Annotated in this window: 31 protein-coding genes; 8 read left to right on the top strand and 23 right to left on the bottom strand. The window is 68.0% G+C overall.

From position 1 onward, the window contains the following. Nucleotides 1–70: 70 nt before the first annotated feature. The 3 genes from AC4HOU_RS18425 to AC4HOU_RS18415 all read right to left on the bottom strand — a co-directional run bounded on the left by AC4HOU_RS18425 (nt 71) and on the right by AC4HOU_RS18415 (nt 1,088). On the bottom strand, nt 71–274 hold the full coding sequence (locus AC4HOU_RS18425) for a hypothetical protein (protein ID WP_163811442.1): 204 nt from the start codon (nt 272–274) through the stop codon (nt 71–73). A gap of 34 nt (nt 275–308) precedes the next feature. Continuing rightward, nucleotides 309–464, bottom strand: a complete 156-nt coding sequence (locus tag AC4HOU_RS18420) for a hypothetical protein (protein ID WP_085996257.1) — start codon at nt 462–464, stop codon at nt 309–311. A 186-nt stretch (nt 465–650) separates the two neighbouring features. Further along, nucleotides 651–1,088 (bottom strand): MarR family winged helix-turn-helix transcriptional regulator, encoded by a 438-nt coding sequence (locus tag AC4HOU_RS18415; RefSeq protein WP_490724818.1) that lies wholly within the window; start codon nt 1,086–1,088, stop codon nt 651–653. Nucleotides 1,089–1,139: 51 nt separating this feature from the next. Between AC4HOU_RS18415 and AC4HOU_RS18410 the strand changes: the two genes are divergently transcribed. Both AC4HOU_RS18410 and AC4HOU_RS18405 read left to right on the top strand, forming a co-directional pair. Further along, nucleotides 1,140–1,757, top strand: coding sequence for a TIGR03086 family metal-binding protein (locus AC4HOU_RS18410; RefSeq protein WP_490724817.1), 618 nt, complete (start codon nt 1,140–1,142; stop codon nt 1,755–1,757). 187 nt (nt 1,758–1,944) lie between these two features. Further along, complete coding sequence (locus AC4HOU_RS18405) at nt 1,945–2,388, top strand: hypothetical protein (RefSeq protein WP_163811448.1); 444 nt, start codon at nt 1,945–1,947, stop codon at nt 2,386–2,388. A gap of 88 nt (nt 2,389–2,476) precedes the next feature. Here the strand turns inward: AC4HOU_RS18405 and AC4HOU_RS18400 are convergent, their stop codons facing one another. The 4 genes from AC4HOU_RS18400 to AC4HOU_RS18385 form a co-directional block, all read right to left on the bottom strand. Beyond that, nucleotides 2,477–3,085, bottom strand: a complete 609-nt coding sequence (locus tag AC4HOU_RS18400) for a DUF305 domain-containing protein (RefSeq protein ID WP_195020010.1) — start codon at nt 3,083–3,085, stop codon at nt 2,477–2,479. 82 nt (nt 3,086–3,167) lie between these two features. Then, nucleotides 3,168–4,034 carry a hypothetical protein gene (locus tag AC4HOU_RS18395; RefSeq protein WP_490724816.1) on the bottom strand — a complete coding sequence of 289 codons (867 nt, stop codon included), beginning with the start codon at nt 4,032–4,034 and terminating at the stop codon, nt 3,168–3,170. 44 nt (nt 4,035–4,078) lie between these two features. Then, nucleotides 4,079–4,594 carry an Rv2240c family protein gene (locus tag AC4HOU_RS18390; protein WP_163811454.1) on the bottom strand — a complete coding sequence of 172 codons (516 nt, stop codon included), beginning with the start codon at nt 4,592–4,594 and terminating at the stop codon, nt 4,079–4,081. Nucleotides 4,595–4,743: 149 nt separating this feature from the next. Next, on the bottom strand, nt 4,744–6,153 hold the full coding sequence (locus AC4HOU_RS18385) for an aminotransferase-like domain-containing protein (RefSeq protein ID WP_490724815.1): 1,410 nt from the start codon (nt 6,151–6,153) through the stop codon (nt 4,744–4,746). Here AC4HOU_RS18385 and AC4HOU_RS18380 point away from each other — a divergent pair. After that, nucleotides 6,152–7,078, top strand: a complete 927-nt coding sequence (locus AC4HOU_RS18380; protein ID WP_490724814.1) for a DMT family transporter — start codon at nt 6,152–6,154, stop codon at nt 7,076–7,078. The genes AC4HOU_RS18385 and AC4HOU_RS18380 overlap by 2 nt on opposite strands. Here the strand turns inward: AC4HOU_RS18380 and AC4HOU_RS18375 are convergent. Beyond that, on the bottom strand, nt 7,075–7,677 hold the full coding sequence (locus tag AC4HOU_RS18375; RefSeq protein WP_490724813.1) for an AMIN-like domain-containing (lipo)protein: 603 nt from the start codon (nt 7,675–7,677) through the stop codon (nt 7,075–7,077). The two genes, AC4HOU_RS18380 and AC4HOU_RS18375, sit on opposite strands and share 4 nt — an antisense overlap. Before the next feature lie 123 nt (nt 7,678–7,800). Between AC4HOU_RS18375 and AC4HOU_RS18370 the strand changes: the two genes are divergently transcribed. Together AC4HOU_RS18370 and AC4HOU_RS18365 are read left to right on the top strand one after the other, a co-directional pair. Further along, entirely contained in the window at nt 7,801–8,952 is a 1,152-nt protein-coding gene (locus AC4HOU_RS18370) for a class I SAM-dependent methyltransferase (RefSeq protein ID WP_163811462.1), read from the top strand. Nucleotides 8,953–9,107: 155 nt separating this feature from the next. Further along, nucleotides 9,108–9,965 carry a Bax inhibitor-1/YccA family protein gene (locus tag AC4HOU_RS18365; RefSeq protein ID WP_104359988.1) on the top strand — a complete coding sequence of 286 codons (858 nt, stop codon included), beginning with the start codon at nt 9,108–9,110 and terminating at the stop codon, nt 9,963–9,965. Nucleotides 9,966–10,238: 273 nt separating this feature from the next. On the opposite strand, the gene AC4HOU_RS18360 is transcribed toward AC4HOU_RS18365, so the two are convergent. The 3 genes from AC4HOU_RS18360 to AC4HOU_RS18350 form a co-directional block, all read right to left on the bottom strand. Then, nucleotides 10,239–11,459 carry an acetyl-CoA C-acetyltransferase gene (locus AC4HOU_RS18360; RefSeq protein WP_163811464.1) on the bottom strand — a complete coding sequence of 407 codons (1,221 nt, stop codon included), beginning with the start codon at nt 11,457–11,459 and terminating at the stop codon, nt 10,239–10,241. An 83-nt stretch (nt 11,460–11,542) separates the two neighbouring features. After that, nucleotides 11,543–12,385: an SGNH/GDSL hydrolase family protein gene (locus AC4HOU_RS18355; protein WP_163811466.1), complete on the bottom strand. Its 843-nt coding sequence runs from the start codon at nt 12,383–12,385 to the stop codon at nt 11,543–11,545. A 195-nt stretch (nt 12,386–12,580) separates the two neighbouring features. Continuing rightward, a complete protein-coding gene (locus tag AC4HOU_RS18350) occupies nt 12,581–13,045 on the bottom strand; it encodes a hypothetical protein (protein WP_163811468.1) in 465 nt (154 codons plus the stop codon). A gap of 122 nt (nt 13,046–13,167) precedes the next feature. Between AC4HOU_RS18350 and AC4HOU_RS18345 the strand changes: the two genes are divergently transcribed. Both AC4HOU_RS18345 and AC4HOU_RS18340 read left to right on the top strand, forming a co-directional pair. Further along, nucleotides 13,168–14,559, top strand: a complete 1,392-nt coding sequence (locus AC4HOU_RS18345; RefSeq protein WP_163811470.1) for a cystathionine beta-synthase — start codon at nt 13,168–13,170, stop codon at nt 14,557–14,559. 152 nt (nt 14,560–14,711) lie between these two features. Continuing rightward, nucleotides 14,712–15,662, top strand: a complete 951-nt coding sequence (locus AC4HOU_RS18340; protein WP_228815148.1) for a mechanosensitive ion channel family protein — start codon at nt 14,712–14,714, stop codon at nt 15,660–15,662. A 70-nt stretch (nt 15,663–15,732) separates the two neighbouring features. Here the strand turns inward: AC4HOU_RS18340 and AC4HOU_RS18335 are convergent, their stop codons facing one another. The 7 genes from AC4HOU_RS18335 to AC4HOU_RS18305 all read right to left on the bottom strand — a co-directional run bounded on the left by AC4HOU_RS18335 (nt 15,733) and on the right by AC4HOU_RS18305 (nt 20,867). Continuing rightward, nucleotides 15,733–16,122, bottom strand: coding sequence for a DUF6401 family natural product biosynthesis protein (locus AC4HOU_RS18335; RefSeq protein WP_195020003.1), 390 nt, complete (start codon nt 16,120–16,122; stop codon nt 15,733–15,735). A gap of 306 nt (nt 16,123–16,428) precedes the next feature. Further along, nucleotides 16,429–17,148 (bottom strand): LppU/SCO3897 family protein, encoded by a 720-nt coding sequence (locus AC4HOU_RS18330; RefSeq protein WP_228815147.1) that lies wholly within the window; start codon nt 17,146–17,148, stop codon nt 16,429–16,431. 8 nt (nt 17,149–17,156) lie between these two features. Then, complete coding sequence (locus tag AC4HOU_RS18325) at nt 17,157–17,777, bottom strand: DUF8020 domain-containing protein (RefSeq protein WP_163811479.1); 621 nt, start codon at nt 17,775–17,777, stop codon at nt 17,157–17,159. A gap of 401 nt (nt 17,778–18,178) precedes the next feature. Continuing rightward, the gene (locus tag AC4HOU_RS18320) at nt 18,179–18,718 is read right to left on the bottom strand and encodes a hypothetical protein (RefSeq protein WP_163811482.1); all 540 of its coding nucleotides are present in this window, start codon (nt 18,716–18,718) and stop codon (nt 18,179–18,181) included. 200 nt (nt 18,719–18,918) lie between these two features. Next, nucleotides 18,919–19,131, bottom strand: a complete 213-nt coding sequence (locus AC4HOU_RS18315) for a DUF397 domain-containing protein (protein WP_195020848.1) — start codon at nt 19,129–19,131, stop codon at nt 18,919–18,921. Nucleotides 19,132–19,266: 135 nt separating this feature from the next. After that, complete coding sequence (locus tag AC4HOU_RS18310) at nt 19,267–20,499, bottom strand: RNA polymerase sigma factor (protein WP_490724812.1); 1,233 nt, start codon at nt 20,497–20,499, stop codon at nt 19,267–19,269. Next, nucleotides 20,496–20,867, bottom strand: a complete 372-nt coding sequence (locus AC4HOU_RS18305; protein WP_163811486.1) for a YciI family protein — start codon at nt 20,865–20,867, stop codon at nt 20,496–20,498. The genes AC4HOU_RS18310 and AC4HOU_RS18305 overlap by 4 nt, the downstream gene beginning before the upstream one ends. 194 nt (nt 20,868–21,061) lie before the next feature. Here AC4HOU_RS18305 and AC4HOU_RS18300 point away from each other — a divergent pair, with 194 nt between their 5' ends. Next, nucleotides 21,062–21,490 carry a DUF1579 domain-containing protein gene (locus AC4HOU_RS18300; protein WP_163811488.1) on the top strand — a complete coding sequence of 143 codons (429 nt, stop codon included), beginning with the start codon at nt 21,062–21,064 and terminating at the stop codon, nt 21,488–21,490. Between the two features lie 57 nt (nt 21,491–21,547). Here the strand turns inward: AC4HOU_RS18300 and AC4HOU_RS18295 are convergent, their stop codons facing one another. From AC4HOU_RS18295 to AC4HOU_RS18275, 5 genes are all read right to left on the bottom strand, one after another. Continuing rightward, nucleotides 21,548–22,195 carry a hypothetical protein gene (locus tag AC4HOU_RS18295; protein ID WP_163811490.1) on the bottom strand — a complete coding sequence of 216 codons (648 nt, stop codon included), beginning with the start codon at nt 22,193–22,195 and terminating at the stop codon, nt 21,548–21,550. A 156-nt stretch (nt 22,196–22,351) separates the two neighbouring features. Next, nucleotides 22,352–23,116, bottom strand: a complete 765-nt coding sequence (locus tag AC4HOU_RS18290) for an ESX secretion-associated protein EspG (RefSeq protein WP_195020000.1) — start codon at nt 23,114–23,116, stop codon at nt 22,352–22,354. Beyond that, nucleotides 23,113–24,429, bottom strand: coding sequence for a hypothetical protein (locus AC4HOU_RS18285; RefSeq protein WP_195019999.1), 1,317 nt, complete (start codon nt 24,427–24,429; stop codon nt 23,113–23,115). The genes AC4HOU_RS18290 and AC4HOU_RS18285 overlap by 4 nt, the downstream gene beginning before the upstream one ends. A gap of 6 nt (nt 24,430–24,435) precedes the next feature. Next, entirely contained in the window at nt 24,436–24,921 is a 486-nt protein-coding gene (locus tag AC4HOU_RS18280; protein WP_195019998.1) for a hypothetical protein, read from the bottom strand. A 44-nt stretch (nt 24,922–24,965) separates the two neighbouring features. After that, a complete protein-coding gene (locus tag AC4HOU_RS18275) occupies nt 24,966–25,562 on the bottom strand; it encodes a DUF3558 domain-containing protein (protein WP_195019997.1) in 597 nt (198 codons plus the stop codon). Nucleotides 25,563–25,680 lie beyond the last annotated feature (118 nt).

Below are 25,680 nucleotides of genomic sequence, written 5' to 3'. Positions count from 1 at the left end.
GGCCACGGGTCGTGCCCACATCGGCCGCCCGGATGATCTACACCGCGCGCGGATCAGCCGGGAGAATGACTCACGGGCTCGGTTGCGGGAGCTTGCAATCGTTGACCTTGGGGTTGACGCCGGCATAGTTCAACGGGCCGGCGATAACGGTCACCGCGACGGTCCCGACGCTCGCGCAATTCTGTTCCCGGTCGGTGAAATAGCCGCGTTGTACGGCCGCGATGGCGCCGATGAGCAACCATACGACTGCCACGATCGTCACTAGGCGTCGCATTCCGCCCTCCTCTGACTGGTGTGTCGGGCGTGAATCAGTAGTAGTGGCGCCTGCCCGCGACGGGTCGGCCGACGCTACCGAGTAGCAACAGCACCGCGCCGATGATCAGGATGACGACGCCGAGCATGGTGATCGCGGAAACGTCGAAAATCAGTCCGGCAATGAGGAGTACGGCTCCGATAATGATCATGAGGTGGATCCGATCAGGTGTAGCGATGACGGTGCAGGCCGGTTGGTGGACCTGCCGTCGTACTAAGTAGACGCCCGAAATGCCGTATTCGCAAGGGACGGAACGCCGTGAGGGTTCGCAGACCGTGCCGGATTGCGATCCGGTCACGTGCCGGGGTGCTTTTCGATGCGAACTGGCAAAGCGGGGTTACGGACCGCCCGTGCTCCCGGACCGACGTTCGGAGAGCTGTTGCAGGGCACGAAGAAAACCGCGGCGATCATCGGCCGAGAGGGAGGACAGGAGTTCGGCCTCCTGCTGCTGGATGGCGGCCTGCGTGCGGTCGCGAAGTTCCCGTCCGGCGGGGGTGAGCGATAGCAGGCGGGCGCGGCGATCGGCCGGGTCCGGGAGGCGGGTGATCAGGCCGCGTTCCTGGAGATCGTCGAGGGTGGGGATGATGCGGGTCTTGTCGGCGCCGATGGCCTGGGCGAGGGCCGATTGGGTGCGAACCGGAGATTCCTCGAGGCCGAGCAATACGCCGTAGGCCCACATGGTGAGGCCGTGTGATTCCAGGATCGGGCGTTCGATGGCCATCAAGGTGCGGCCGAGCGGCACGATCATCGCTGCTAGGTCGGGTCGGTCCGGCATGGGAAAAAGATACCTCTGGGCAAATGATAAGCGTGCACCTACGATATGTGCATGCCTACTGATATTCGCGAACAACATCGAGAGTCCGTCCGACTGTGTCGTGATGCCGTCGCACGAGTCGCGCCGCATCGGCTCGCCGACTCGACGCCCTGTGCGGAATGGGATCTCCGCGACCTGCTGCATCACATCGCCGTGCAGAACCGCGGATTCGCCGCCGCGGCCGCCGGCCACGGCAGCGAATACGACTGGTGGACCGGGGAATTCGCCGAGGATCCGATCGCCGACTGCCTGACCTCCTGCGATGAGGTCGTCACCGCTTTCGCCGCCGACGACGCGCTCGACCGCCACTGGTCCCTGCCCGACGTCACCACCGAGACCGCCATCCCCGGCAGTACCGCGATCAACTTCCACCTCTTGGACTCGGTGGTCCACGCATGGGACGTCGCCCGCGCGATCGGGGAGCACATCGAGATCAATCCGGAGCTGGCGGCGGTCGCGCTGCGGATCGCCGAAAAAGTGCCCACCGGCTCGAGTCGCCTCGAACCCGGCGCGGCGTTCGGTCCGGCCATGCCGACCGTGGCGCAGGAGTCGCGCCTGGATCGGATGTTGCGCTTGCTGGGCAGGTCACCGGCGTGGCCGGAGGTCGATGTGGCCGCACCGGCACCGTGACCGCACTGTGCTCGTCGCGGGTGGGCTTCGCGTGTGCCTGCCCGCCGGTGCCGTCGAGATTCAGCATGATCGGGCCGCACTCGCTCGTCATCGAGACGAACCGGTGATCAAAAACGAGCACATTATTGCGTTCAGGGGGCAATACTCGGGACGAATGGCCGATTCCCGCGCGAATAGGAGGACAGTGGTGAACATCGTGATCCGATCCGTCGCCGGTGCCCTGGCCGCGATCGCGCTGGCCCTCGGTTTCGTGATCGGCGGTTCCGGCCCCGCGGTGGCGCAGCCGACCACCGTCTTCCCGGTGCCCGTGGTGTTCAACTACTCCTACGATCTGTCGCCCTCGGTCGGCGTGGTGCATGTGGCGGCGACGCCGACCGGGGCGCCCGGCGAAACGGCCCTCTCGGTCGACGATCCCATTTTCTCGCTCATCCCGTTCTCACCGACCGTGCAGGTGAACTGGCGCAACTGGAACACCGGCGCGAACGGCACCATCGAACTGCCCACCACGACCAGCTCGACGGGCAAGCCGAAGCCGGTGGTCGTCACCACCGGCACCGGCCTGGTCACCGCCACCGTCTTCGCCACCAGCGGCAATATCGTCCCTGGTTTCGGCGCCTTCCAGACGCCCTAGGGCTGGATCGGCGGCGTTCGGTCAGTGCCCTCGCCGATGGCCGGTGGCGGGCGGTACTCGGCCCGCCACCGACCCTCGGCGACCGGCCTCAGTTCTGGCCGAGCATCTGCCGCATCTGATCGATCTCGGCCTGCTGGGCGGCGACGATGCTCGTGGCCAGAGCCTTGGTGTCGGGGTTGACGCCCTCGGCCAGCACCGTGTTCGCCATGTCGATGGCGCCGATGTGGTGCTCGATCATCATCTGCATCCACTGCCGGTCGAACTCGGCTCCGGTGGCGTTCTCCAGCGCCGTCATCTGCTCGGGGGTCATCATGCCCGGCATATCGTGCCCACCGTGACCGCCGTGCTCACCGGCGTTCGGCGCGGGCTGGCCGAAGCTCTCGAGCAGCGTGGTGATCTGCTGCATCTCCGGTGCCTGCGCCGCCTCGACCGCGGCGGCCAACGCCAGCAGCTGCGGGTTCTGGGTGCGGCTCGGCACCATCTTCGCCATGTCGACGGCCTGCGCGTGATGCGGGTACATCATCTGCAAGAACGTGACGTCGGCGGCGTTGAAGTCGGTGCGTGTGCTCGCGCTGGTGCTGGCCGCCGCGCTGGTCGTGGTCTCGGTGGCGGTGGTCGAATCGTCGCTGCATCCGGCGACGGTGAGGGCGGTCGCGGCGACGGCGGCGATCAGGAAACGGGTACGGGTGATGAACATGTCTGTGCTCCTGGGGAATTGCGAGGGAATGCGGGCAGGCCGAGTCGCGCCCCCGGCCTGGTGACCAGGGCGCGACGGCCCATCAGATCCGCAGAATCGACAATTCCGCGAGCGTCGGCATGGTCCACGGCGGTGGACGTTCGCGCCGAGCGGGACGGTGGCCGCGGAGGATTCCGGAGCCGTCCACGGGCTGAAACGCCAACCGGAACAACAGCACAAGCCCGATCGCCAGACCGAGCATCGAGAGGATGAACACGCAGCCGTGCATCCCACCGTGCACCCCGCAGTCACCGCAATCCTGCTCGTGCCCGCCGATGCGGTCGGCGGATAGCAGCGGGGCCACGAATGTGCCCGTGAACAGGTCACTTTCGGGCTGATCGGGCTGCGCGACCAGGGGGCCTCGAGGGTGATCGGCGAGCATGCGTACATCGCTGTCGGACCGAGCTGCACCCGTGAGCGGATTGCTTTCGGACCGATCAGGCTGCGCGAGTACGGAGCTTCGAGGGTGATCGGCCGGTTCGCGTACATCACCGCCGGACCGAACTGCACCCGTGGGCGGGTCGCTTCGGGACCGATGAGCATGCGTGAGCGACCCGTTGCCGGACCGATCCGCGTGCACATCACCGGCAGACGCGGCAGCCGATTGTGCACTGTGCGCGGGATTTTCGAACCCTGCTGCCGGGAAGCCCTGCGGCGCAGCGGCGGTCACGGCAGCGGGTGGGGCGGTGACGAGCGTGGGTGCAGCCGCACCTATCGCCGGCGTGGAGGCGTGCGCAGCGCGGCTCTCGTGCGGATGATCCGCGGCTCCGGCCGACGCACCGTGATCGGCCCACGCATGCCCGAAATCGAACACTCCGACGTGCATGCCGACGATCCCACTCAGCAGCGCGATCAGCGCGAACAGCCGGGCGAGCCCCGGCAGGCGCGAAGTCGGATGCTGGTCGGTCACGGGCCCCAGTCTAGTGGGGCGCGGACAATACCCCGGCGAGGTACTTACTCGTAGTCGTCGCAGGCGTCGACCGCGGCGTTCTTGGTGGTGTTGAAGGTGTCGATGTGGTCGTTCATGAGGTCGGTCGGCGCATTCGTCTTCAGCATGTCGGCCAGCTTCTTGCTGTCGTCGCGCCAGTCCCGCAACGCCTGGGCGACGCCGGAGGGGACGTTCTTGACCAGCTTGCGGTCGACGTCGTTCGCGCCGTCGCGCAGCGCCGTCTCGGCGTCGGCGGCCTTGGCGGCGGTGTCGGGCGCATCGTTGTTGCTGGCATCGATGTAGGCGTTGAACTTGCGCACGGCGTTGCCGTTGGCGTCGCTGAACGCATCGCAGGCGGTGGTCGCCGCGGATGTGGCGGCCGCCGACGACGACGCTGCCGCCATCGAGGTGTAGGTGGCCAGATCGGCCTGGTTGACCTGGGCAGTGCCGGAGACGCTGTTCGAACAGGCGCTCACCAGAACGAGTCCGCCCGCCAGCGCCACCGCGGCGGCGGCAAGGCTCATGCGCTCGTAGCGTCGCATCGGTCTTTCTCCCCTCGCGGATGCCGGCCGCCCCGTGTCTTCGCGGAGACAGACATTGCCGGCATCTGACCGTAAGTCCTCATGACCGTACTGGGTCGTTACCGCCGATGGCCAAGCGTGGCGCGAACGTTGGCGAACCGATACCCCGGCTAGCCCTGTCGCGCCAGCGCCCGCCCGATCACCCGTGCCCCGTCCGGGAAGGCGCCGGGATTCGGGCCGGAGTAGTTGAGCCGCAGATACGGTCCGGTCGGCTCGGCGGGGAACCATTCGTCGCCGGCCGCCACGCTGACGCCCTCCGTCTCACAGTCGCGTACCAGCCGGGCCAGGTCGGTGGCATCGGGCAACCGCACCCACAGGTTCAATCCGCCCTCGGGAACGGCCGTCACATGCGCGCCGGGCGCGTGTTCGCGCAATGCTTCCACGAGCAGGTCGCGGCGAACTGCGAGCTGCTGGCGCACCGTCCGCAGATGGCGCCGCCATGCCGGTTGCGTGACGACGTCGAGCGCGACCGACTGCAACAACCCGCTCACATACATCGATTCCGCCTGAGTATCGGCGAGGATGCGTTCACGCGCTGGTCCACGCGCGATGATCGCGGCGACCCGCACCGCGGGGGACACGCTTTTGGTGAGTGAACGCAGATAGACCACATGCCCGGCGTCGTCACGCGCGGCGACGGGCACCGAATCGGCGGTGATGCCGAAATCGTGCGCCCAATCGTCTTCGATCAGGAACGCCCCGTGCCCGCGCACGATCTCGAGCACCCGCTCTGCGACCTCCGGCGACCAGCGCGCACCGGTGGGGTTGGCGAAGTTGGGCTGAGCGTAGAAAGCGCGGGCTCCGGTGCGCCGGAAGGCGCGGTCCAGTTCCTCGGGGTCGGGGCCGTCGCTGCCGCTGGGCACCGGCACGACCGGGATGCCGGCCTGACCCGCGGCGAGCATGGCTCCCCAATACGTGGGCGATTCGATCAGCAGCGGCCCGCGCGCGCCGGCCAGCGCGCGGAAGGCGCTTCCGAGGCCGCTCTGGCTTCCCGGGGTGATGATGGCGTCATTGAGCGCGGGCGGTGTGACGCCGACCGGTACGGCCGCCCCGAGTTCGGCAGCGAACCACGCCTGGAGTTCCGCGAACCCGGCGACGGGCGGCCGCGACATCGTCGCCGTGCTGCGCGCCGCACGGGAGAGCGCGGCCCGGACCAGCCGATCGGGTAGCAGTTCCCGGTCCGGATAACCCGAATGCAGGGCGATTGCGTCACTGGGTGCGGTGCGCAACGCGGCGGCGAGCTGTGGTGCACGAGCGATCGGCGAGCCGAGCGCAGCCGTCTGCCAGCCGTAGTCATGCGGGCGGGCCACCCGCGCGCCCTGGACAAAAGTGCCTATACCCGGCCGTGTTTCGATCATGCCCTGCGCTGAGAGGGTTCGTAGCGCCTTCTGCACCGTCACCGGACTCGCGCCGTACTGCGCCACCAGCGCCCGCGTCGACGGCAGCTTCGCGCCCGGTGTCGCGGTGGCGATCCACGCGCGGAGGTCGGCGACAATGCGGGAGCTGCTATCGTTGAACATGAGAGTCCAGAGTAGCGCTATTGTCGATTCGCGCCCACCGCTACCGAGTGGGTCCGGCATCCGCTGGGGGCTTCTCGGCGTAGCCGCCTTCTCCTTCACCGTCCCCTTCACGCGAGTGGCCGTCGACGACGGCGGGATCTCGCCGCTGTTCGTGGGAGCGGGCCGGGCCGTCATCGCCGCACTCCTCGCCGCCATCGCATTGGTCGTCACCGAGCAGCCCTTGCCCCGCGGACGCCGGTGGATTCGGATCGCGGTCGTGGCAGGCGGCGTCGTGATCGGCTTCCCGCTGCTGACCTCTTACGCGCTCACCACCGCGCCCGCGGGCCACAGTGCGGTGGTGATCGCCGTGCTGCCCGCCGCGACCGCGGTCACGGCGATCTTACGCGGTCACGAACGACCGCCGCGGGCCTTCTGGTACGCGGCGGCGCTCGGCGCTGTCGCCGCCCTCGTCTTCGCCGCCCTGCAAGGCGGCGGATTCGGGGTACCGCACTGGTCGGATCTGCTGCTCTTCGGCGCGGTCGCGGCCGCCGCGATCGGCTATGCCGAAGGCGGGCTGCTGGCCAGGGAACTCGGCGCATGGCAGACGGTCTCGTGGGCCCTCGTGCTGGCCGCGCCGCTGATGATCCTGTTGACCGCACTTTCGATCGCACACGATCCACCGAGCGGCACGGTGACCGAATGGTCCGCTTTCGCCTACCTCGCGGTGGTGAGCATGTACCTGGGTTTCTTCGCCTGGTACCGCGGGCTCGCGATCGGCCCGATGTCGCAGGTCAGCCAGATTCAGCTGGTACAGCCGGTGCTGACGATCGGCTGGGCCGCGTTGCTGCTCGGTGAACAACTCACCTTGCCGACGGTGCTCGGCGGGCTCGTCGTCATCGGCTGCGCCGCACTGGCCGTACGGACACGGCTCGGACGGGCCGGCTAGGACGTGGCGATATCGATGACCAGCCTGGTCGGGTTGCTCAGTGTGCTCACCGAGAACGCGGGCCGCTCGCCGTTGACGCCGATGAACGACTGGGTGACGCCCTCGAAGACGATCGTGCGATACACCCCGGCAACGGCGGGCGCGGACGGCTCGATCACCGGGTCCGGCCCCGAGTAGGGCTCGACGCCGCTGTCGAACGGGTAGACCGAGCCGGTGATCCGCACTTCCAGGACGGATTGCCCCGCGACATCGATGGCGGTGCCGCTGCCGTCCTGCACCGCCTGGTCGACGTATTCGACGTCCCAGCCGGGCGTGCCGGTGCCGCCGAGCTCGTAGACGACCCGGTCGAACCCCTCGTGGTGGCCGACGCTGATGTCGGTGACGGTGAGCGCGGCGTCGCCGGAGGCCTGGGCACGCTTGGGTGCGGCGTCGGCCGGGGCGTCGGGGGCTTCCGGGGGAGCCACGGTGGTGGTGCGCTCCGCGGCCGAGGTGCCAGGGGAGTCGACGACGGTGGCGGGGGTCGGTTCGTCGTCGCCGCAGGCCGCCGCGAATCCGAGGACACCGAGGGCAACCAGGCCGACCACCAGCTTGTTACGCATGTGGCAAATGTTACCCATCATTGCCCGCTCGCACGGGGTATTCGGCCGGGGTGTTCGCCTGTCGAAACCGGCCCGAATCGGGGCAGATGTGCTTGCCGGGCAACGATCTAGCACACTTGACGGGTGCTGAATGTGGAGGATCTGCTGGGGCGGCTGCGCCGGTATCCGGATGTGGAGGCGCCGAACCTGTATGCCGTCGATGCCGCTGATCGGTTGATTCTCGATGTCGCGGCCGAGGCCTTGGCCGCCGCGGATAGCGGGGAAGTTGCCATTATCGGCGACAGCTACGGCGCCCTCACCCTCGGCGCCGCCGCCACACACGACCTGCGCGGTTTACGCGTGCACCAGGATCTGCTCACCGGCGAACTCGCCCTCGCCGCCAACGCCCGCGCCCTCGGCCTCGCCGACCGCTACACCGCGCACGCCCTCGACGCCGAACTGCTCAAAGGCGTGCGTGTGGTCCTGCTGCGCTTGCCGCGCGTCCTGGCGGGGCTCAGCGAGATCGCCGACACCATCGCCCGATTCGCCGAACCCGACGTCAAGGTGTTCGCCGGCGGTCGCGACAAATACCTCACCACCACGATGAACGAAGTCCTCGGCGAATCCTTCACCGAGGTGCGGGCCAGCCGCGGCCGCCAGAAATCGCGCATGCTGCTGGTCAGTGGCCCGAAACAGCTGGGCGAGCCGCCATTTCCGGTGCGCGAGCATCTCGGTGAACTCGATATCGATGTCGTCGCGCACGGTGCCGCTTTCTCCGGCGCTCGCCTCGATATCGGCACCCGTTTCCTGCTCGAGCACATGAAGACGATGAAGCCCGACGCACGCACCGCCATCGACCTCGGCTGTGGCACCGGCATCCTGGCCGTGGCGCTCGCCAAGGCCAGGCCCCGGCTGGAGGTGATCGGCACCGATCAGTCCGCCGCCGCGGTGGCCTCCGCCATGGCCACGGTCGCCGCCAACGACGTCGCCGACCGGGTGACGGTGGTGCGCGACGACGCGATGTCCAGCGCCCCGGACAACAGCGCCGACCTGGTGCTGTGTAATCCGCCGTTCCACGTCGGCGCCGCGGTGCACACCGGGTCGGCGATCAAGATGTTCAGCCAGACCGGGCGGGTGCTGCGGCCCGGTGGGGAACTCTGGACCGTCTACAACTCCCATCTCAATTACCGGGGTGTGGTGGAGCGGATGGTCGGGCGCACCGACGTCATCGGGCGCAACCGCAAATTCACCGTCACCAGGTCGGTGTGTGGCCTGCACGATGCCCAAGAACGGTAGAGTCCGATTTGTCGGTCTTTGCCGCAACGCCGAGTCGCCGTCCGGGAACTCGACGCCGGCGACGAACGTTGGACAGAACAAGTTGGAAATCGGGCGTAGCTCGATTCCGGCGGCCACGCATCGACGTGGGCCACGACTCCAGAAAGGGATAAACGGTGCGCGCCACAAGCAATCCGGTATTCAAGAACTTGCCGAAACAGGAAGGTGGCGGCTACGCCAACTTCGGTTCGGGCGTGGCCGGTGCGGGTCAGCTGGGCCAGCAGTTCGGTAACCAGTACGGCCAGCCCCCGCAGTACCAGCCCTACCAGCAGGCCCCCGCCACCCGGTCGATGACCATCGACGACGTGGTCACCAAGACGGGCATCACGCTGGGTGTGCTGGCGGTCTCGGCCCTGATCTCCTACATCCTCAGCAGCGCCAACAACGGCCTTGCGCCGCTGTTCGTCATCGGTGGCGGCCTGGTGGGCCTGGTGCTGGTGCTGGTCGCCAGCTTCGGCCGCAAGATGGACAACCCGGCCATCGTGCTCGGTTACGCCGTCGCCGAGGGTCTGTTCCTCGGTGCGCTGTCGCTGATGTTCACCGACATCTCCTTCGGCGGTGCCGGCGGTTCGGCGCTGATCGGGCAGGCGGTGCTCGGCACCTTCGGTGTGTTCGCGGGCATGCTGGTCGTCTACAAGACCGGCGCCATCCGGGTCACCCCGCGCTTCACCCGCATGATCGTCGGCGCGATGATCGGTGTGCTGGTGCTGATCGTGGGCAACCTGATCGCGAGCTTCTTCACCGATGGCGGCTTCGGCCTGCGTGATGGCGGCCCGATCGCCATCATCTTCAGCCTGGTCTGCATCGCGATCGCCGCGTTCAGCTTCCTGCTCGACTTCGACGCCGCCGACCAGCTGATCCGCGCTCAGGCGCCGGAGAAGGCCGCATGGGGCGTCGCCCTCGGCCTGACCGTCACCCTGGTCTGGCTCTACGTCGAGATCCTGCGCCTGCTGAGCTACTTCCAGAACGATTAGTAGGCGGGCGGCTCAGCCGCGCCGTCAACCCCGAAGGGGCGGTCGCCAACAAGGGCGACCGCCCCTTCGGCGTCTAGCCACGGGCTTCAGGACGGCCCACCTATGAGGACGGGCCCGAACCGATTCGGTCCGGGACCGTTCCACTGATCTCGCAAGATCCGGGTAACTCACCGGGTACGGGCTAACGCACCGGTCGCCTCACCGCCGGTCGCCGGCGCGACTCCCGCGGCACCCAAGTCTGGCCAAAAATCGCGGAGAGGCGGAACAGCGCTACTAGCTGAGGCGCTCGATGATCATGGCCATGCCCTGGCCGCCGCCGACGCACATGGTCTCCAGGCCGAACTGCTTGTCGTGGGTCTGGAGGTTGTTGATCAGGGTCGCGGTGATGCGGGCGCCGGTCATGCCGAACGGGTGGCCGAGGGCGATGGCGCCACCGGAGACGTTGAGCCGGTCCAGATCCATGTTCAGCTCGCGGGCCGAGCCGAGCACCTGCACCGCGAAGGCCTCGTTGATCTCGTAGAGGTCGATGTCGTCGATGGTCTTGCCGGCGATCTTCAGCGCCTTGCGGACGGCCTCGATCGGGCCGAGGCCCATGATCTCCGGCGACAGGCCGGACACGCCGGTGGAGACGATGCGGGCCAGCGGGGTCAGGCCCAGCTCCTTGGCCTTGGTGTCGCTCATGATCACCAGGGCGGCGGCGCCGTCGTTGAGCGGGCAGGCGTTACCGGCGGTGACGGTGCCGTCCGGGCGGAACACCGGCTTGAGCTGCGAGATCTTCTCGTAGGTGGTGCCGGCGCGCGGGCCGTCGTCGGTGGTGACGACGGTGCCGTCGGGCAGGGTGACCGGGGTGATCTCCCGCTCGAAGAAGCCGGCCTTGATGGCTTCCTCGGCCCGGTTCTGCGAGCGCACGCCCCAGTGGTCCTGGTCCTCCCGCGAGATACCGGTGAACTGAGCGACGTTCTCGGCGGTCTGGCCCATCGCGATGTAGACGTCGGGCAGCTCGCCGCTCTCGCGCGGATCGGTCCAGCCGTCGGAGCCGCCTTCGGCCCGCTTGACGGTGCGCGCCTCGGCCTCGGCGAACTTCTCGTTGTGGGTGTCGGGCCAGCCGTCGGAGGTGCCCTTCGGGAAGCGCGAGACGGTCTCCACACCGGCGGAGATGAACACATCGCCTTCACCGGCCTTGATGGCGTGCAGCGCCATGCGGGTGGTCTGTAGCGACGACGAACAGTACCGGTTGAGGGTCACACCGGGCAGGAAGTCGTAGCCGAGCTGGGTGGCCACCACCTTGGCCATGTTGAAGCCGGCTTCGCCGCCGGGCTGGCCGCAGCCGAGCATCAGATCGTCGATCTGGGTGGGGTCGAGGGCGGGGACCTTGTCGAGGGCGGCGCGGACCATCTGGGTGGCGAGGTCGTCCGGCCGCATGCTCACCAGAGAACCCTTGCCTGCGCGGCCGATGGGGGAGCGGGCGTACGAAACGATGACGGCCTCGGGCATGAGGACTCCTTATGTCTCGGAGTGCGCACGGTGGTCACCGACCAGGTGCGTGCGGCACTCGCGGGGTATGGATCACCTCGAATCTACGTCGCGCTGGTCGAGGGGGAAACACCCGGTGTGACCAGATCCCGCTCACTGAGAGCACTGAGCAGAACCGGCAGCAAATGCTCGGCCGCGAGGGCGTAGCCGGCGGCCGAGGGATGGAAGCCATCGGCGGAGAACATCTGTTCCGGGGCGGCGTGAAAATCCTTGCTGAGCAGATCGCCCATCGAGACCGGATGGCCGCCCGCGGTCAATGTGACGGCGGTCTGGGCTCTGGCCAGCCGGTGACTCCAGGTGTGCACCACGCTGCGCAGCGGTTGCGGGATGGCGGCCACGGTGCCCAGATCCGGGCAGGTGCCGACCACCACGACGCTGCCCGCCTCGCTCAGCCGCGCCACGGCCCGCTTCAACCGCCCCGCCGAGCGGGCCACCGAATGCTTTTTGGTGATGTCGTTGCCGCCGATCAGGATGACGGCGGCGTCCGGCGGTGGCCCGGCCACGAACATGGCGTCCACCTGGCCGGACAGGCCCTTGGAGGTGGCGCCGGAGATGGCTTTGGTGCTGAGCCGGATGCTGCGGCCGGTGGCCTCGGCCAGGCCGCGGGCCAGCCGCACGCCGGGCACTTCGGTCGCGTCGGTGCAGCCGACGCCGGCCGCGGTGGAGTCGCCGAAGATCATCAGGTGCAGATCGGCGTGCCGGTCCAGCCGCCACGGCTCGGGCGTCGCGCAGCCGGGCAGGTAGATGCCGTCGGCTTCCGGCGGTTTGGAGGTGTCGCGCCCGATCACGCCGCGCGCCACGCCCGCCTGCGCCATGAGATACCGGTACGCCGCCCATGACGCGGTACCCGCGCTCGACCCGGCGAGCACGGTCGCGGCGCCGGTCATCGCCGCGCTCCGCCATCGGATTCGAGGTTCGCCCACGACCTCGGATTTTACGTGCTCTCGCGGTGTCCGCAGCTCGCATCTGGGCCGGTCGGCCGGCGGCTGGGAGCAGCGTTGCATGCCGCCGGACACGGCGATGTGGGGCGAGGCGGGGAGTGGGGCGGCGCGGCCTCGGCCAGCGCGCCGCCCCGAATCAGATCAGCCCGGGACGTGGAATGAGCCGCGCGCCGGAATGCTGGCGTGGTTGGTGCTCACGGTGACCTCGATCTGCCCGGGCCCGGTGTCCTGGAACAGCGAGTACTGGATGCTGCCGTAGATGCCCGTCACGACGTTGTTCTCATAGGTGCCGGTGGCGCCGGTGGTGGTGTTGCGCCAGGCCACGGTGGTGCGCACCTCGCACAGCGGCGCCAGCGGGTACTGGCCGGGGCCGATGCCCGCGACCGGCGCGGCGCGCACGTTGACGACGGCGCGGCCCGGCCAGTCGGGGCTGGTATCGGCCCAGGTGTGGATGCTGGTCCAGCACAATCCGCCATAGGCCATGGTGGGGACATCCGGGAACGCGACGGTGGTGGTCGCGGCAGCGGGCGCACCGGAGGCGACGACCAGCGCGACCGTCGATCCGGCCAGCACCGCGGCGACCCGGGCAGTGTTCGGCAGCCTCATGGCCGCAGATATTAGGCGGCGGAGGCACTTTCCGCAGGAGAGCGCGCCGCGGCCCGGTGTGGCCGGTGTGGTGTGCGCTACCGGCCCGCACCTACCGGCAACGGTTCTGCAACGATGGAGTCATGCGCATCGCGGATCATGTCGTGGACCTCATCGGCAACACCCCGCTGGTCCGGCTGAACTCGGTCGTCGGGCCGAACGCCGGCGTGGTGGCCGCCAAGATCGAATACTTGAACCCGGGCGGCAGCTCCAAGGACCGGATCGCGGTCAAGATGATCGACGCCGCCGAAGCATCCGGGCAGCTACGCCCCGGTGGCACGATTGTCGAGCCGACCTCGGGTAACACCGGTGTGGGTCTGGCGCTGGTCGCGCAGCAGCGCGGCTACAAGTGCGTGTTCGTCTGCCCGGACAAGGTCAGCGAGGACAAGCGCAACGTGCTGCGTGCCTACGGCGCCGAGGTGGTGGTCTGCCCGACCGCCGTCCCGCCGGACCACCCGGACAGCTACTACAGCGTCTCCGACCGACTGGTCCGCGAGATCGACGGTGCGTGGAAGCCGGACCAGTACTCCAACCCCGGTGGCCCCGACAGCCACTACGAGACCACCGGTCCGGAGATCTGGCGCGACACCGAAGGCAAGGTCACCCACTTCGTCGCCGGTGTCGGCACCGGCGGCACCATCACCGGCACCGGCCGCTACCTCAAGGAGGTCTCCGGCGGGAAGGTGCAGATCATCGGCGCCGATCCGGAAGGCTCGGTGTACTCCGGCGGCACCGGCCGGCCGTATCTGGTGGAAGGCGTCGGCGAGGATTTCTGGCCCTCGGCCTACGACCCGAGCGTGCCGGACGAGATCATCGCCGTCTCCGACGCCGACTCCTTCGATATGACCCGCCGCCTCGCCCGCGAGGAAGGCCTGCTGGTGGGTGGTTCCTGCGGTATGGCCGTGGTCGCCGCCATCGAGGTGGCGCGCCGCGATCCCGACGCGCTGGTCGTGGTGCTACTGCCCGACGGCGGCCGCGGCTACATGTCCAAGATCTTCAACGACGAGTGGATGAGCTCCTACGGCTTCCTGCGCACCCGCCTCGACGGCACCACGGCCGAACCGCTGGTCGGCGACGTGCTGCGCGGCAAGTCCGGCGCACTGCCCGACCTGGTGCACACCCATCCGTCGGAAACCCTGCGCGACGCCATCGAGATCCTGCGCGAGTACGGCGTCTCCCAGATGCCCGTCGTCGGTGCAGAACCGCCCGTCATGGCGGGTGAGGTGGCGGGCAGCGTCTCCGAACGCGATCTGCTCTCGGCCGTCTTCGAGGGTCGAGCGCATCTCACCGATTCGGTGGCTCAGCACATGTCGCCGTCGTTCCCGCTGATCGGTTCCGGTGAGCCGATTTCGGCGGCCACCAAAGCGCTGTCGGATTCGGATGCGCTGATGGTGGTGGAGGATGGCAAACCGGTCGGCGTGATCACCCGCCACGATCTGCTCGGCTTCCTGAGCACCGGCGCCATCGGAAAGTAACGCTGCCGAACCCTTCGTTCGCCGCTCGAGCGCAAATTTTTGGCAAATTGGCGGTTCGTCGATTTCTCGTTGGGTAATTCCGCGATGGACGGGCCGCGGCAGCCGCCACGGCGCATCGGCGAGCGAAGGGAAAGGTTGTGCAAACTACAAGTTTGGCCATCGACTTTCAGCAGGGCCTATCCGATGCCTGGAGCTCGGTCGCGACGTTCGTGCCCAAGCTCGTCGGCTTCCTGATCATCCTGCTGATCGGTTGGCTGATCGCGAAGACTGTCGCGACCATCGTGAACAAGGTGCTCGAGCGGGTGGGCTTCGATCGGCTCGTCGAGCGCGGGGGTATCAATCAGATGCTGGCGCGCAGTAAATACGACGCGTCCGATCTGCTGGCGAAGCTCGCGTACTACGCGATTCTGCTGATCGCGCTTCAACTCGGCTTCGGCGTGTTCGGGCCGAATCCGGTCAGTGACATGCTCAACGGCATCGTCGCCTGGCTGCCCAAGGCGGCCGTCGCGATCCTGATCGTTGTCGTCGCCGCGGCCATCGCGCGGGCGGTGCGCGACATCGTCACCAATGTGCTGTCTGGCCTCAGCTTCGGCTCCATGCTCGGGCGGCTGGCCGCGATCTTCATCTGGGGCGTCGGCATCATCGCCGCGCTGAACCAGATCGGGGTGGCGACCTCGGTGACCACGCCCATCCTGATCACGGTGCTCGCCACGATCGGCGGCATCATGGTCGTCGGTGTCGGCGGCGGTCTGGTGCGGCCCATGCAGCAGCGCTGGGAAGGCTGGTTGAGCAACCTGGAGGACGAGATCCCCGCGGCCAAGGGGCGCGCCGAGGCCTACCAGCGTGGCCGGGAAGACGCGGCCCGGCAGCAGCAGGGCGCGGGCCGTCCGGCCGAGGCGGCGCAGCAGCCGCAGTGGGCGAACCAGCCCGCGGGCGGCGGCTCCCAGGAGTGGACCAACCAGCCCGGAACCCAGGGCCAGGCGGAGTGGGGTAACCAGCCGGGTCGTCAGCAGTGGGAGCAGGCCACCGACCCGGGCCGGCAGTGGCCGCAGGAGCCGCGCGGCGGGTACGGCGATTACGGCGAGGGCCGCCGCATGCGGTAGCGAGCCATCGCGCACGAGTCCCCCACCGGTCCCGAATCGGTGGGGGATTCTTCTGTTATGCCGGTGAGGGTCAGGCCAGGTGCGGGGCGGCGCACACGCACACCGCCGCCAGCCGCAGCACCATCCAGTCCGCCTCCGACCAGTCGGCATGGTCGACCGGGACGACGGGCGGGCCCGGCACGGTGTCCTCGTGGCCGAGCGGCACGGGTGCGCTCGCACGCACCTCGTCGAGGAGTCCGCGCGCATAGGCGGTCAGCAGCACCACGGGCGAGGTTCCGTGGTGCGGGTCTACGCCGAACTGGAGGATGTCGCGTACCGCGGCCGCATGCTGATCGAGCGCCGCCGAGAGCGCGGGCAGCTGTGCCGCTGCCGCGAGCGCCGGGGCCCCGTACATCGTGTGCAGGCGTTTGATACTGCGACGCGCCGACTGTTCGAGCAATACGGGGCCGAGCAAAAACACCTCGTCATGCTAACAATCAGCGCAGGCAGGGGGACTGTGGCGTTCATAGTGGCGTCGTCTCCGCGCGAGGGCAGCGCGACAGTGCCGATCACCAGCAGGCCGGCCAGGGCTGGTCGCGTCCGCCGATCGCGGGCTCCGCGAGCCGATGGATGAGCCGGTACCCACCTGACCGGTTTCCCCGATCGGGCGCCGCCGTCCGGCCCGGCCGCTACCCGCCGGGCAGGTCGGCGCCGGATTCGCGGTCGCCATCAGTGGCCCGGGGTCATGCCGGCCGGGGCTGGCTCGGCGCTGCTGGTGATCGGAGCCCTACAGATCCGCGAAGCAGATGACGAACTTGCGTTCGGAGTAGACGAAGCCGCGGTCGGCGTCGGGGCAGGTGTCGACGTTGGTGGTGTTCTGTTGGACCGCAACCACTTTCACGCCGTCGGGCGACGTGCAGGGGATGCGGGTGGGGGAGGGCTTCAACGTCATGCAGGATCCGACGGTCCAGTCGATGTCGAGGCAGAGTGTGGTCTTGTCGACGGAGTGGGAACGGTCCGCGTCGGAGGGGCAGGTGCTGGCCTCGGTGCCCTTGTCGACGACCTTGTAGGTGGAATCGGCGCTGCCGCAGGCGGTTTTGCCGACCTTCTTCGGGTCCGGGTCGAGCACGACGCAGTCGCCGACGTTCACCTGGACTGCCACGGCTTCCTTGGCGGTCTTGTTGTCCGCGACGGGGGAGGCCGAGGTCTGCGGGGTCGTCGTGGTCGGCGGCGGGACCGGCGCCAGGCCGGGTTGTTTCAGCGGGGTCTTCGGGGTGGGCGATGCCGTCGTCGTCGCGGTGGCGCTGACCTCTTGCTTCGCCTCGGCCACCGTGGATTCGAACGACGACGCCAGCACCGAGACACCGACGATCAAGATGCCCGCCGTCACGAAGGCGCCGATCGCGACGATGAGTGCGCTGTTGGTCAGGCGGCGCCGAGTACGGTTCGGCGCCGGCGTGCCCTGCTCGGCCGGTGTGCCCTGCTGGGCGGGGATCGGCTCGGTCATCGGCTCGGTCACGGCTGGCCGCTGAGGACGGCCATGATGGCATCGACGAACGGCTGACCGCCCATGATGGCGCCGCCGGCGAGCGCGCCGACGACCGCACCGATCGGGCCGGTGAGCAGGGTGAAGAAGCCCATGCCGATGACGGCGCCGATGAGGCCGCCGATCACCGCACCGGCGACGACGCCGACGACGTTCTTCTCCAGTTCGGCCACCAGCCGCGACATCGAGCTGATCTCGCGCATCTCGCCGATTTCCTTGGCCGACGGCTTGGTGGTGAGGGTGAGTTCACGGCCGTGGTCGGCGATCTCGTGCGCCACGCTCATCCGCGCGCCGGCGATCTCGTAGGCGAGCGGGATCTCGGCGACCACTTCGCCGCTGTCCGACTTCAGAACAGCCCGGTCGGCCTTGTCCTCCACGCCCTCGACCAGCTCGAACGTGCCGTCTTCGACCTTGGTGGTGATGGTGCGGCCGGAGCGGTCGGTGGTGGTCGTGTACTCGATCCCGTGTTCGGCCCCCTCCGCCCTTAGTTCCTCGGAGGCCTTCGCTGGTTCTGCGTGCACGGTGCCCGCGGAGATACCGAGAGCGGCGACGGCGAGGACGGTGGTGACGGCGAAACGGCCGAACTTCATTCCTGGAATCCCTTACTCAAACTCACGCGAGACCGGCGTATTGCCGGACGGCGTCGGAGTTTACGGCGCACACAACCTTTAGTCCCAGGTTTGGAAAGACCGCACTACCAGGGATTTTGTGAAAATCAATCATTCAAATTAATGCGGGCCGGCGGTGCCGCGATGCCGGTTTGTGCGCTACCTGCGGTGATCGAGAAAAGCGCAGAATTGGACGGTTGATCAACAAGTAATGTATCTCACAGCTGGGCGGCAGGTGGGGTGGAGTCACAGTGCGGGACCAAGGCTGTTGCCCCGGCCTGCCCCGACCGCATCGGCCCCGGCAGCGGCGATGGAGCGGCGAGCGTGGTTGCCGCCGTAGGGGAATGGCGGCAGCCGAGCTGCCGCTCGCCGGTCGGTCCGGCTCAGGCGCGCGTCGCGGCCCAGCGCACCAGATCGTCGACGGGCACGTTCCAGGAGCCGATGGCGGAGTTCGGGACGAAGGCCGGGATCTCCGGGATGTCGCCCAACTCTGGGACGGTGGCGACGAAGTGCAGATACCGGCCATCGTCGAGTCGGGTCGAGAAGGGCTGGTCCGGATGATCCGGTGGGGCTTCGAAGGTCAGCTCCGGCGCGTCGGCGAGCCACGGTTCCAGCAGATCTTCGACTTCGGCGAAAGTGGCTTGGGTGAGCCATTCCCGCTGCGGCGCGCACACGACGAATCGGTCGACCGCACTGAAGCACAGAACCGGCCAGTCCTCGATCGGGTTCGCTCGGCACTCTCCGGCCAGTTCGGTGAGGTCGAGTTCGTACAGCTCCGGATCCGGTTCGCCCGAGGCCACGCTGACCCAGCCGTTGTCGACGTCCTGCCCTTCGGCGCCGAAACTGCCGAGCGCCGAATCGACATACTCGGCGAACTTCGCGTACTCATCGGCCGTGAAGAATTCGCACCACTCGGGAACCATTCCACCTGCTCTCCATAGCTACCGCGCACTGACCGGCCGATGGTATGCCGACGATCCACACCTTGCCGCCCGTGGAAAATCGCGGGGCCCTCGACCTGCCGCCCCTACCGGTGTGCGCGAACTGCGCACAGGTTATGGCGATTTCGATAGCTCACACCTTGTGCGACGTGCCCGAATCCTGTGCGAAGCCGCAACTCGATCTACGCGAGAGGGGGAAACCTCTTGTGCTGGATGGCCGTGGTGAAGTGGTCCCAGTCGGTGGGGTTGAGGACGAGAGCGGGGCCGGTGGGGTTCTTGGAGTCGCATACGCCGACTGCCCACCGACCCGCGCGGCCTGCCCCGGCTACCGACCGAACGTCTCTACCTGCTGTGAGACGGCATCCCCTCCCAGCGCCCGGTCTGGCGGCGGCCAGTTGCGCCGACGGCCTCGGGCATACTGCCGACCGCTCGATCCGGAGGCGTCGTCCGGCCCGACCGGCTCGAATCGCGCGGCAGATGGTGTGGCCACGGCAGTGAGTTGAGTCGATCGGAGGTCGCCGGGGTGGTAGTCAGTCGAGGTGATCGGCCTTGCTGTGTAGGTAGCGCTTTTCGACCTGGTTATCGGTGAGTTCGGCGGCGCGGCGGAAGTATTCGGTGGCGGCGGCGTTCTCGCCGACCTGCTGTAAGAGGTGGGCTCGGACGGCGTGTTCACGCTGCCGGGTGAGCGGGTTGCTGTCGAGGTGGTGGCGCTGGTTGAGGTCGTCGAGCAAGGCCAGGCCCCTGGCCGGTCCGTGCGCGTGGGCGACGGCCACCACGCGGGCGAGCTGGACCGGCGGCGTCGGGGTGAGGCGCTCGAGCCACAGGTACAGCATCGCGATCTGGGCCCAGTCGGTGCGGCCCGGTTCGGCCGCGGCGTGCACCGCGGCGATCGCGGCCTGGATCTGGTAAGGGCCGGCCGGGGCTCGGTTCCACACGCTGTCGATGAGAGCTGTTCCCTCCGCGATCATTTCGCGATTCCACTGTGCGGGATCCTGCTGATCGAGGGGTATCAGTTCGCCGGCCTCGGTGCGGGCCGCGCGGCGGGATTCGGTGAGCAGCATCAGTGCGAGCAGGCCCGTCACCTCCGCGTCGGCGGGGACGGTGGCGTGCAGCATTCTGGTGAGCCGGATGGCCTCGGCGGTGAGGTCCAGGCGGGTGAGGTCGGCTCCGGCGGTGGCGGTGTAGCCCTCGTTGAAGATGAGATACAGCACCTGGAGAACCGCCGCCATTCGACTGTCGCGGTCCTCGCCGGTGGGGAGCGTGAAGCGGGCGCCGGCCTTCGCGAGTTGTTGTTTGGCGCGGCTGATCCGGGTGCCCATGGTGGCCTCGGTCGTGCCGTAGGCGTGCGCGATCTCGGCCGTGGTCAGCCCGCCGACCGCGCGCAAGGTGAGCGCCACCTGCGAGGTGTGCGCGAGTGCTGGATGGCAGCACAGCAAGAGCAAGGTGAGGCTGTCGTCCAGTCCGCCGGCCTGCGCGGCCCGGGCGGGCTCGGCCATGGCCAGTTCGGCGGCGCCGGCTTCCAGTTCCCGGCGCCTGCGGGCCTGATCGGAGCGCAGCAGATCCACCATGCGCCGGTAGGCGACGCGGATGAGCCAACTGCGCGGTTCGTCCGGAATGCCCTCGACCGGCCACTTTCCGGCTGCGGCCAGCAACGCTTCCTGCACGGCGTCCTCGGCGATATCGAAGCGGCCGAACCGGCGGACCAGCGCGCCGAGGACCTGCGGCGCTTCGGCGCGCAGCAGGTCCTCGAGCTCCGGGTTCACGCGGTGAAGTCCTCGCCCATGATCGGGCGGATCTCGATCGGCTCACCGAGCGCCTCGACGATGCGGGCGGTGATCTCCACGGCCCGTTCATGTCCGGCCACGTCGATCACGGCGAAGCTGGCCAGCACCTCCTTCAACTCCGCGAACGGCCCGTCGGTGGCGACCACGCCATCGGCGGTCTTGCGAACCGTGGTGCTGACCGCCGGGTGGCCGAGGCCCTCCGTACTGACCAGCTCGCCGGAGGCGAACAGCTCCTTCTCCAGCTGCTGGTAGGTGGCGAACGCGGCCAGCGCCTCCTCCGAGGCGGTGTCGGCGGTCGCGGCGTCCCATGCGGCGGCCGGGGTGTAGCCGAGCAGCAGATATTTCACGGGGTCCTCCGATGTGGTGGGTTCTCGTCACGGTAGCCGGTCCGCGACCGCGATCTGGGTCCGTTGCCACCTCGGAGCCGCGGCCCGAACCTCGACACGGTCGTCCTGTGATCCAGATCACAGTCTGATGATGTCGAGGACGGTCTGCCTGCACCGAGGTACCAGCGAACGACCCACACAGAAGGAGTACGACCATGAACGACACCCAGCAGCAGCCCACCCCCGAGCTCCAGGCCCTTGACCGCCTCGTCGGCACCTGGAAAGTCAGCGGCGGCGCCGAAGGAACCGTGCGCTACGAATGGATGCCCGGCCGGTTCTTCCTGCTCCAGCACGTCGACCTCACCCAGTACGGCGAACCCGTCACCGGTTTGGAGGTGATCGGCAACCTGCACCCGTTCGGCGAACCCACCGGCCCCGACGTGGTCTCCCGGTACTACGACTCGGTCGGCAACACCTTCGACTACGTCTACGAACTCGACGGTGACACCCTCACCATCTGGGGCGGCGCCAAAGGCAGCCCCGCCTACTACCGTGGCACCTTCGATGCCGAAGGCACCACGGTCACCGGCGAATGGGTCTACCCGGGCGGCGGGGGATACGCCTCGACCATGACCCGGATGTGATCCTGCTGCCCGAGTCGGTCACCGCCGGCTCGGGCACGGCCGGATTGTGGATGCCCGTTACGAGGGCTGCTGGCAATCCAGCCACTTACCGTCTTCTTTGGCGTAAGCGTTGGTTTCGGTCTTGGTCTCCGACTCCGCGCCTTCGTTCTTCCACGTGGAGGTGATGTCGGCGGTGGCGGTATCCCCGGTTACCTTGATGTTGTCGACTTTGTCGACAGTGACCGTGGTGGTTTCGCGCATGATGGCCAGATTCGCGGCCTTGTAGGCCGGTTCGTCGTAGCGGATGAACGCGTCGACCAGGTTATTGATGCTCTCATCGGAGGCCGCCGGGTATTCCGCCTTCAGGGCGGCGGCGAGCTGATCGGCAGGCTTGGCGGCGAACTCCTCGGCCGTTCCCGCCGAGCTGAGCGGCGGGAACATGGTGTCCGGCAGGTTCTTGACCTGGTCGCGGTACTTGGTGCAGGTGAGTTCGGCCATCCGGTCGAAATCGAAGGTCGCCATCGCGGGCTCCTGCTGCGCGATGAGGTCGCGGATCTGCTGCGCATCGCCGCCCTCGGCGGCGGCCGGAGCCGACACGGACGTCGAAGCCGCGGTCGTCGACTCCTCCGAGCTGCAGCCCACCGCCGCTACCGCGACGAACGCCAGCCCTACTGCAAGTGTGCGCTTCACTGAAGTCTTCCTGTCAATCATCGACGACAGCCACACGAACGTTCCAGGGAAAGGACCGTTCCGGCGCACGTCTGCTGAACGAGCGAAGATTAGCCCAGGCGCAGGTGGTTCGCTCAACCGAAATACCCAGGGCCGGAGGGCTCCCATGCAGGTCATGCGGGGTAGCTATGGCAACCGAAGCCGGGCGGCCGGCTACCAGACCGGTTCCTGGGCATCCTCACGTAGCCGCTTACGGGCGCGCACGATCCAGTTGGTGAACATCTCGGTGAACATCTGCGGGGCGGCCGGGCGGACGTTCAACTGTTCGCGGTTGCGCTGTTCCAGGTAGCGGCCGTCGCCGGTGAGGTCGAACCACTGGAAGGCGTACCAGGGGTCCGGGCGGGCGTGCAGTGGGCCGACGAGAAGTCCGGCATTGCCGCCGCCGTCGGCGGGTCGCAGCGCCAGCCGCTGATACTCCTCCCGGGGCGTGCGGTGCGCGAAACTGCGCTGCTCGCTGCGCTGTTCGAGATCCGCGAGATGGAAGGTGGCCGCGGGGTGGGTGCCCGGCGCGCAGGCGGGCAAGGCCGCGGTCAGGCGATTCGGCAGTTGTTCGGGGCGGAACAGGCGGCAGGTGATGGGGCCGTCGACTCCGTCGATCGCCGTTTGTGACAAGGTGGCCGCTTGATAGGTGGTACTTGCCCCGACAACGCGATACTCGCCCTCCCGGCCGCGTTTGGTTTTCGTTGTGCCGCCGAGGATTTCGATACGGAAATCGGATTCGGCGAGCGTGTGGAAGGCGAGCTGGATGCGTTCGAGTTCGTCGCCGTCGTAGCCCGTGCGCACCTTCTCGCGGTGTGCCGCGACTTCACCGAGGAAACGGAAGCGGCTGACATACCGCAGCGGGCGTGGGAAGCGGTCGTGCGCGTCGCTGTACCACAGGGCCGCGAAATCATCGGGGTCCCATCGCCATTCGCTCACCGCCGATCCTCCCCCTCCTGCGGTGCGGTGGTCTCGGCCGCCGGGATATCGCCGCCGATCACGCCGCCGGGAACGGTCTTGGGGACCTCGCCGAGCAGTTCGTCGGTGTTCTCGGCGGTGATCAGGTACTCCGGCGTCTTGTGCTCGTCCTCATCGGAGTTGCCGCCCCGGCCCGCACCGGCACCCATGCCGCCCATCGGCATACCCATCAAGCCGCGACCGGTGGCCGCCGACCTGGCAGCATTGGCCGCGGCCGCCGGACCTGCCCCAGCACCCGATCCGCCCGGCCCACCCGGAATGCTGCGCCCGGCGCCGGGCTTCTCGCTGCCGGAACCCGAGCCACCGGAACCGGAGCCGCCCCCGGACCCCGCGCCGCCCGCACGCCCCGCACCGCCCGTGCCTGCCGATCCACCCGTCCGGCCGCCCGGCACACCGGTTGGGGAGTAGCCGGCGGCATTGACGCCCGCCGGTGTGGTGGAGGCGAGCGACGGGTCCGTCACGCGGGAGGTCGTGCTCGTGGGCGTACTCGACGGGGCAGTGGTATTCGCCGCCATGGTCGTCGGATCCTGCTGCTCCTCGGTGGTTTCGCCGCCGGTTTCCTCGGTGCCTTTGGTCTCCTCGGTTTCCCCTTCGGAACCGCCCTGATCGCCAGTGCCGCCGCCGCCAGTGCCGCCGCCGGAGCCGTCGCCCGCGCCGTCGCCACCACCGGTATCGCCGCCACCACCTTCCCACTCGCGGTCATCGGTCGGCGGTTTCACCGGCGGGACCAGTGGTTGGGTGGGATCGTCCGGCTTGGGCAGGACCGGAATCTCTCGGTCGGTGTCGACGAACGGCTTCACATAGTGGGTGCCCATCACGGTGCGCGCGGTGGCTTCGGCATCGTCACGCTTGGACGCCGAATGCGAGCCGACATACGGCCAACTCGTCGGGTTCCACGCCGGGCGCTTCTCGACCACCTCGGGCAACTCGCGCTTGGTGGTGTTGATCGAATCGACTGCGCCGTAGACCCGGGCGGCCATCGCTTGCAGGGCGGGGGAGAGATCTTGGGCGCGAGTCGTGTAGTTGGACAAGGCCGTCCGGGCGGCTTCGGCGGCCGGGCCGTCCCATGCCGCCGAGCTCGACCGCTGGATGCGGGCCGCGAAAACCCTCACCCCATCGGTCCATTTGTTCTCGATCTCGGTGAATTTGTTGGCCGCGGCGAAAGCCTCTGTCGTGTTCAGCGGATTGAACGAATCATTGATCTGGGAGTGATCGAGATTGTCGGGATTCTCGCCGTCTTTGATACGCGGCTGCTCGGTAGGGATTTTGGACATCGTGGCCTACTTCGCCACGGGGGTGACGCCGGGCTGGGTGCGTGTCGGCGCAATCGGCCCCGGAGGTGGTAGTTCGGCCACGAGCTGGTTGTAGCGGGCAGCGAACGTCTCGTCGGTGTCGATGTAGCGCTGAGCGATCGCTTTATGGAGTTGCTGGATTTCGTCGACGATCTTGTAGTGCTCTTCGAGGATCGCGTGGATGCTGTTGTCGGAACCCTTGGCCTTTTCGCGGAATCGACTGACGAGGATGCTCGCCGATGACAGGGGGTCCTTGTCCTCGCCCAGCCCCCACACCTCCTGGTCGGAGATCGTTCGTGCGATTTCCTGAAGGTCGCGGATATGGGTCTTGAACGCATCGCAGTCGCGGTCGATATAGACGAACTCTTCCGCGTTCACCTGAATGTCGCCGTTCATCTGGACGGACAGCCTGCCCTCGGCGGCTTCTGTGATCAGGCCGGCCAACGTGTGTGGTGCCGTGTCGTTCTCGCTCATACCGTTCAGCTCCCCCAGTATATGTTTTCGTGTGTGCGGACCGACTATGCGTCGGATGGAATCAGCGGCACCACTTTCTCGGCCAGGCCGCGAGCGAGCTCGCAGGTGTCGATGTGGCCGGTCTCCCGGTTCGAGGCGGGGTTGTTCAGGCCGAACTCGATGCTTCCACCCTTCATCGCGACGTGGAGAGTGCACACCGATGTCGGTTCTGATTCGTCGCTCACGTGCGAAGCGATAGCCTCGCGGCCCGAGATCGTGTACTCGTCGCGGACGGTTCGATTCTTGTTGTCGCGGACCATGTTCACGGTGAGGTTCGTGACGCTGATCGTTGTGGAGTACGCATCTGGCTGCGACCAGCGGCAGCCTTGCCATTTGATGCCGTTCGAACCGGAGTTGTTCGCGGTAGAGCGGTTCCGCAGCCCCTCCGAGGCAAGTACTTCTTGCGGGATATCCGAGCACGGATCAAACCCGCTCGGCACATCCGCCGCGATCCCACCTTCGGCCGCGCTGGTGCCCGCCCCACTCGTACTCCCCGCCGACCCCACCGGCTGCGCTTCCCCCTCCGTCGACCCCCCGCACCCCGCCGCAACCAACACCACAGCCCCGATAGCGAGCAGGTACCGCCCTCGCACCAGTTTCATCACCGGCTCCTCCCGACCCTGGTCACGCGAATACGGGACCGGATTCGGATTCCGCCCCCTCGGCTGGCTGTGACCTTATCGAAATCCGATTTGCCCGGGCAAGGGTCGCGGCGGCGTT

It is taken from the genome of Nocardia sp. JCM 38205 (genome assembly GCF_058222935.1).
The sequence above is the reverse complement of the archived record's forward strand: the minus strand, read 5'-3'. Positions and strand labels throughout refer to the sequence as shown.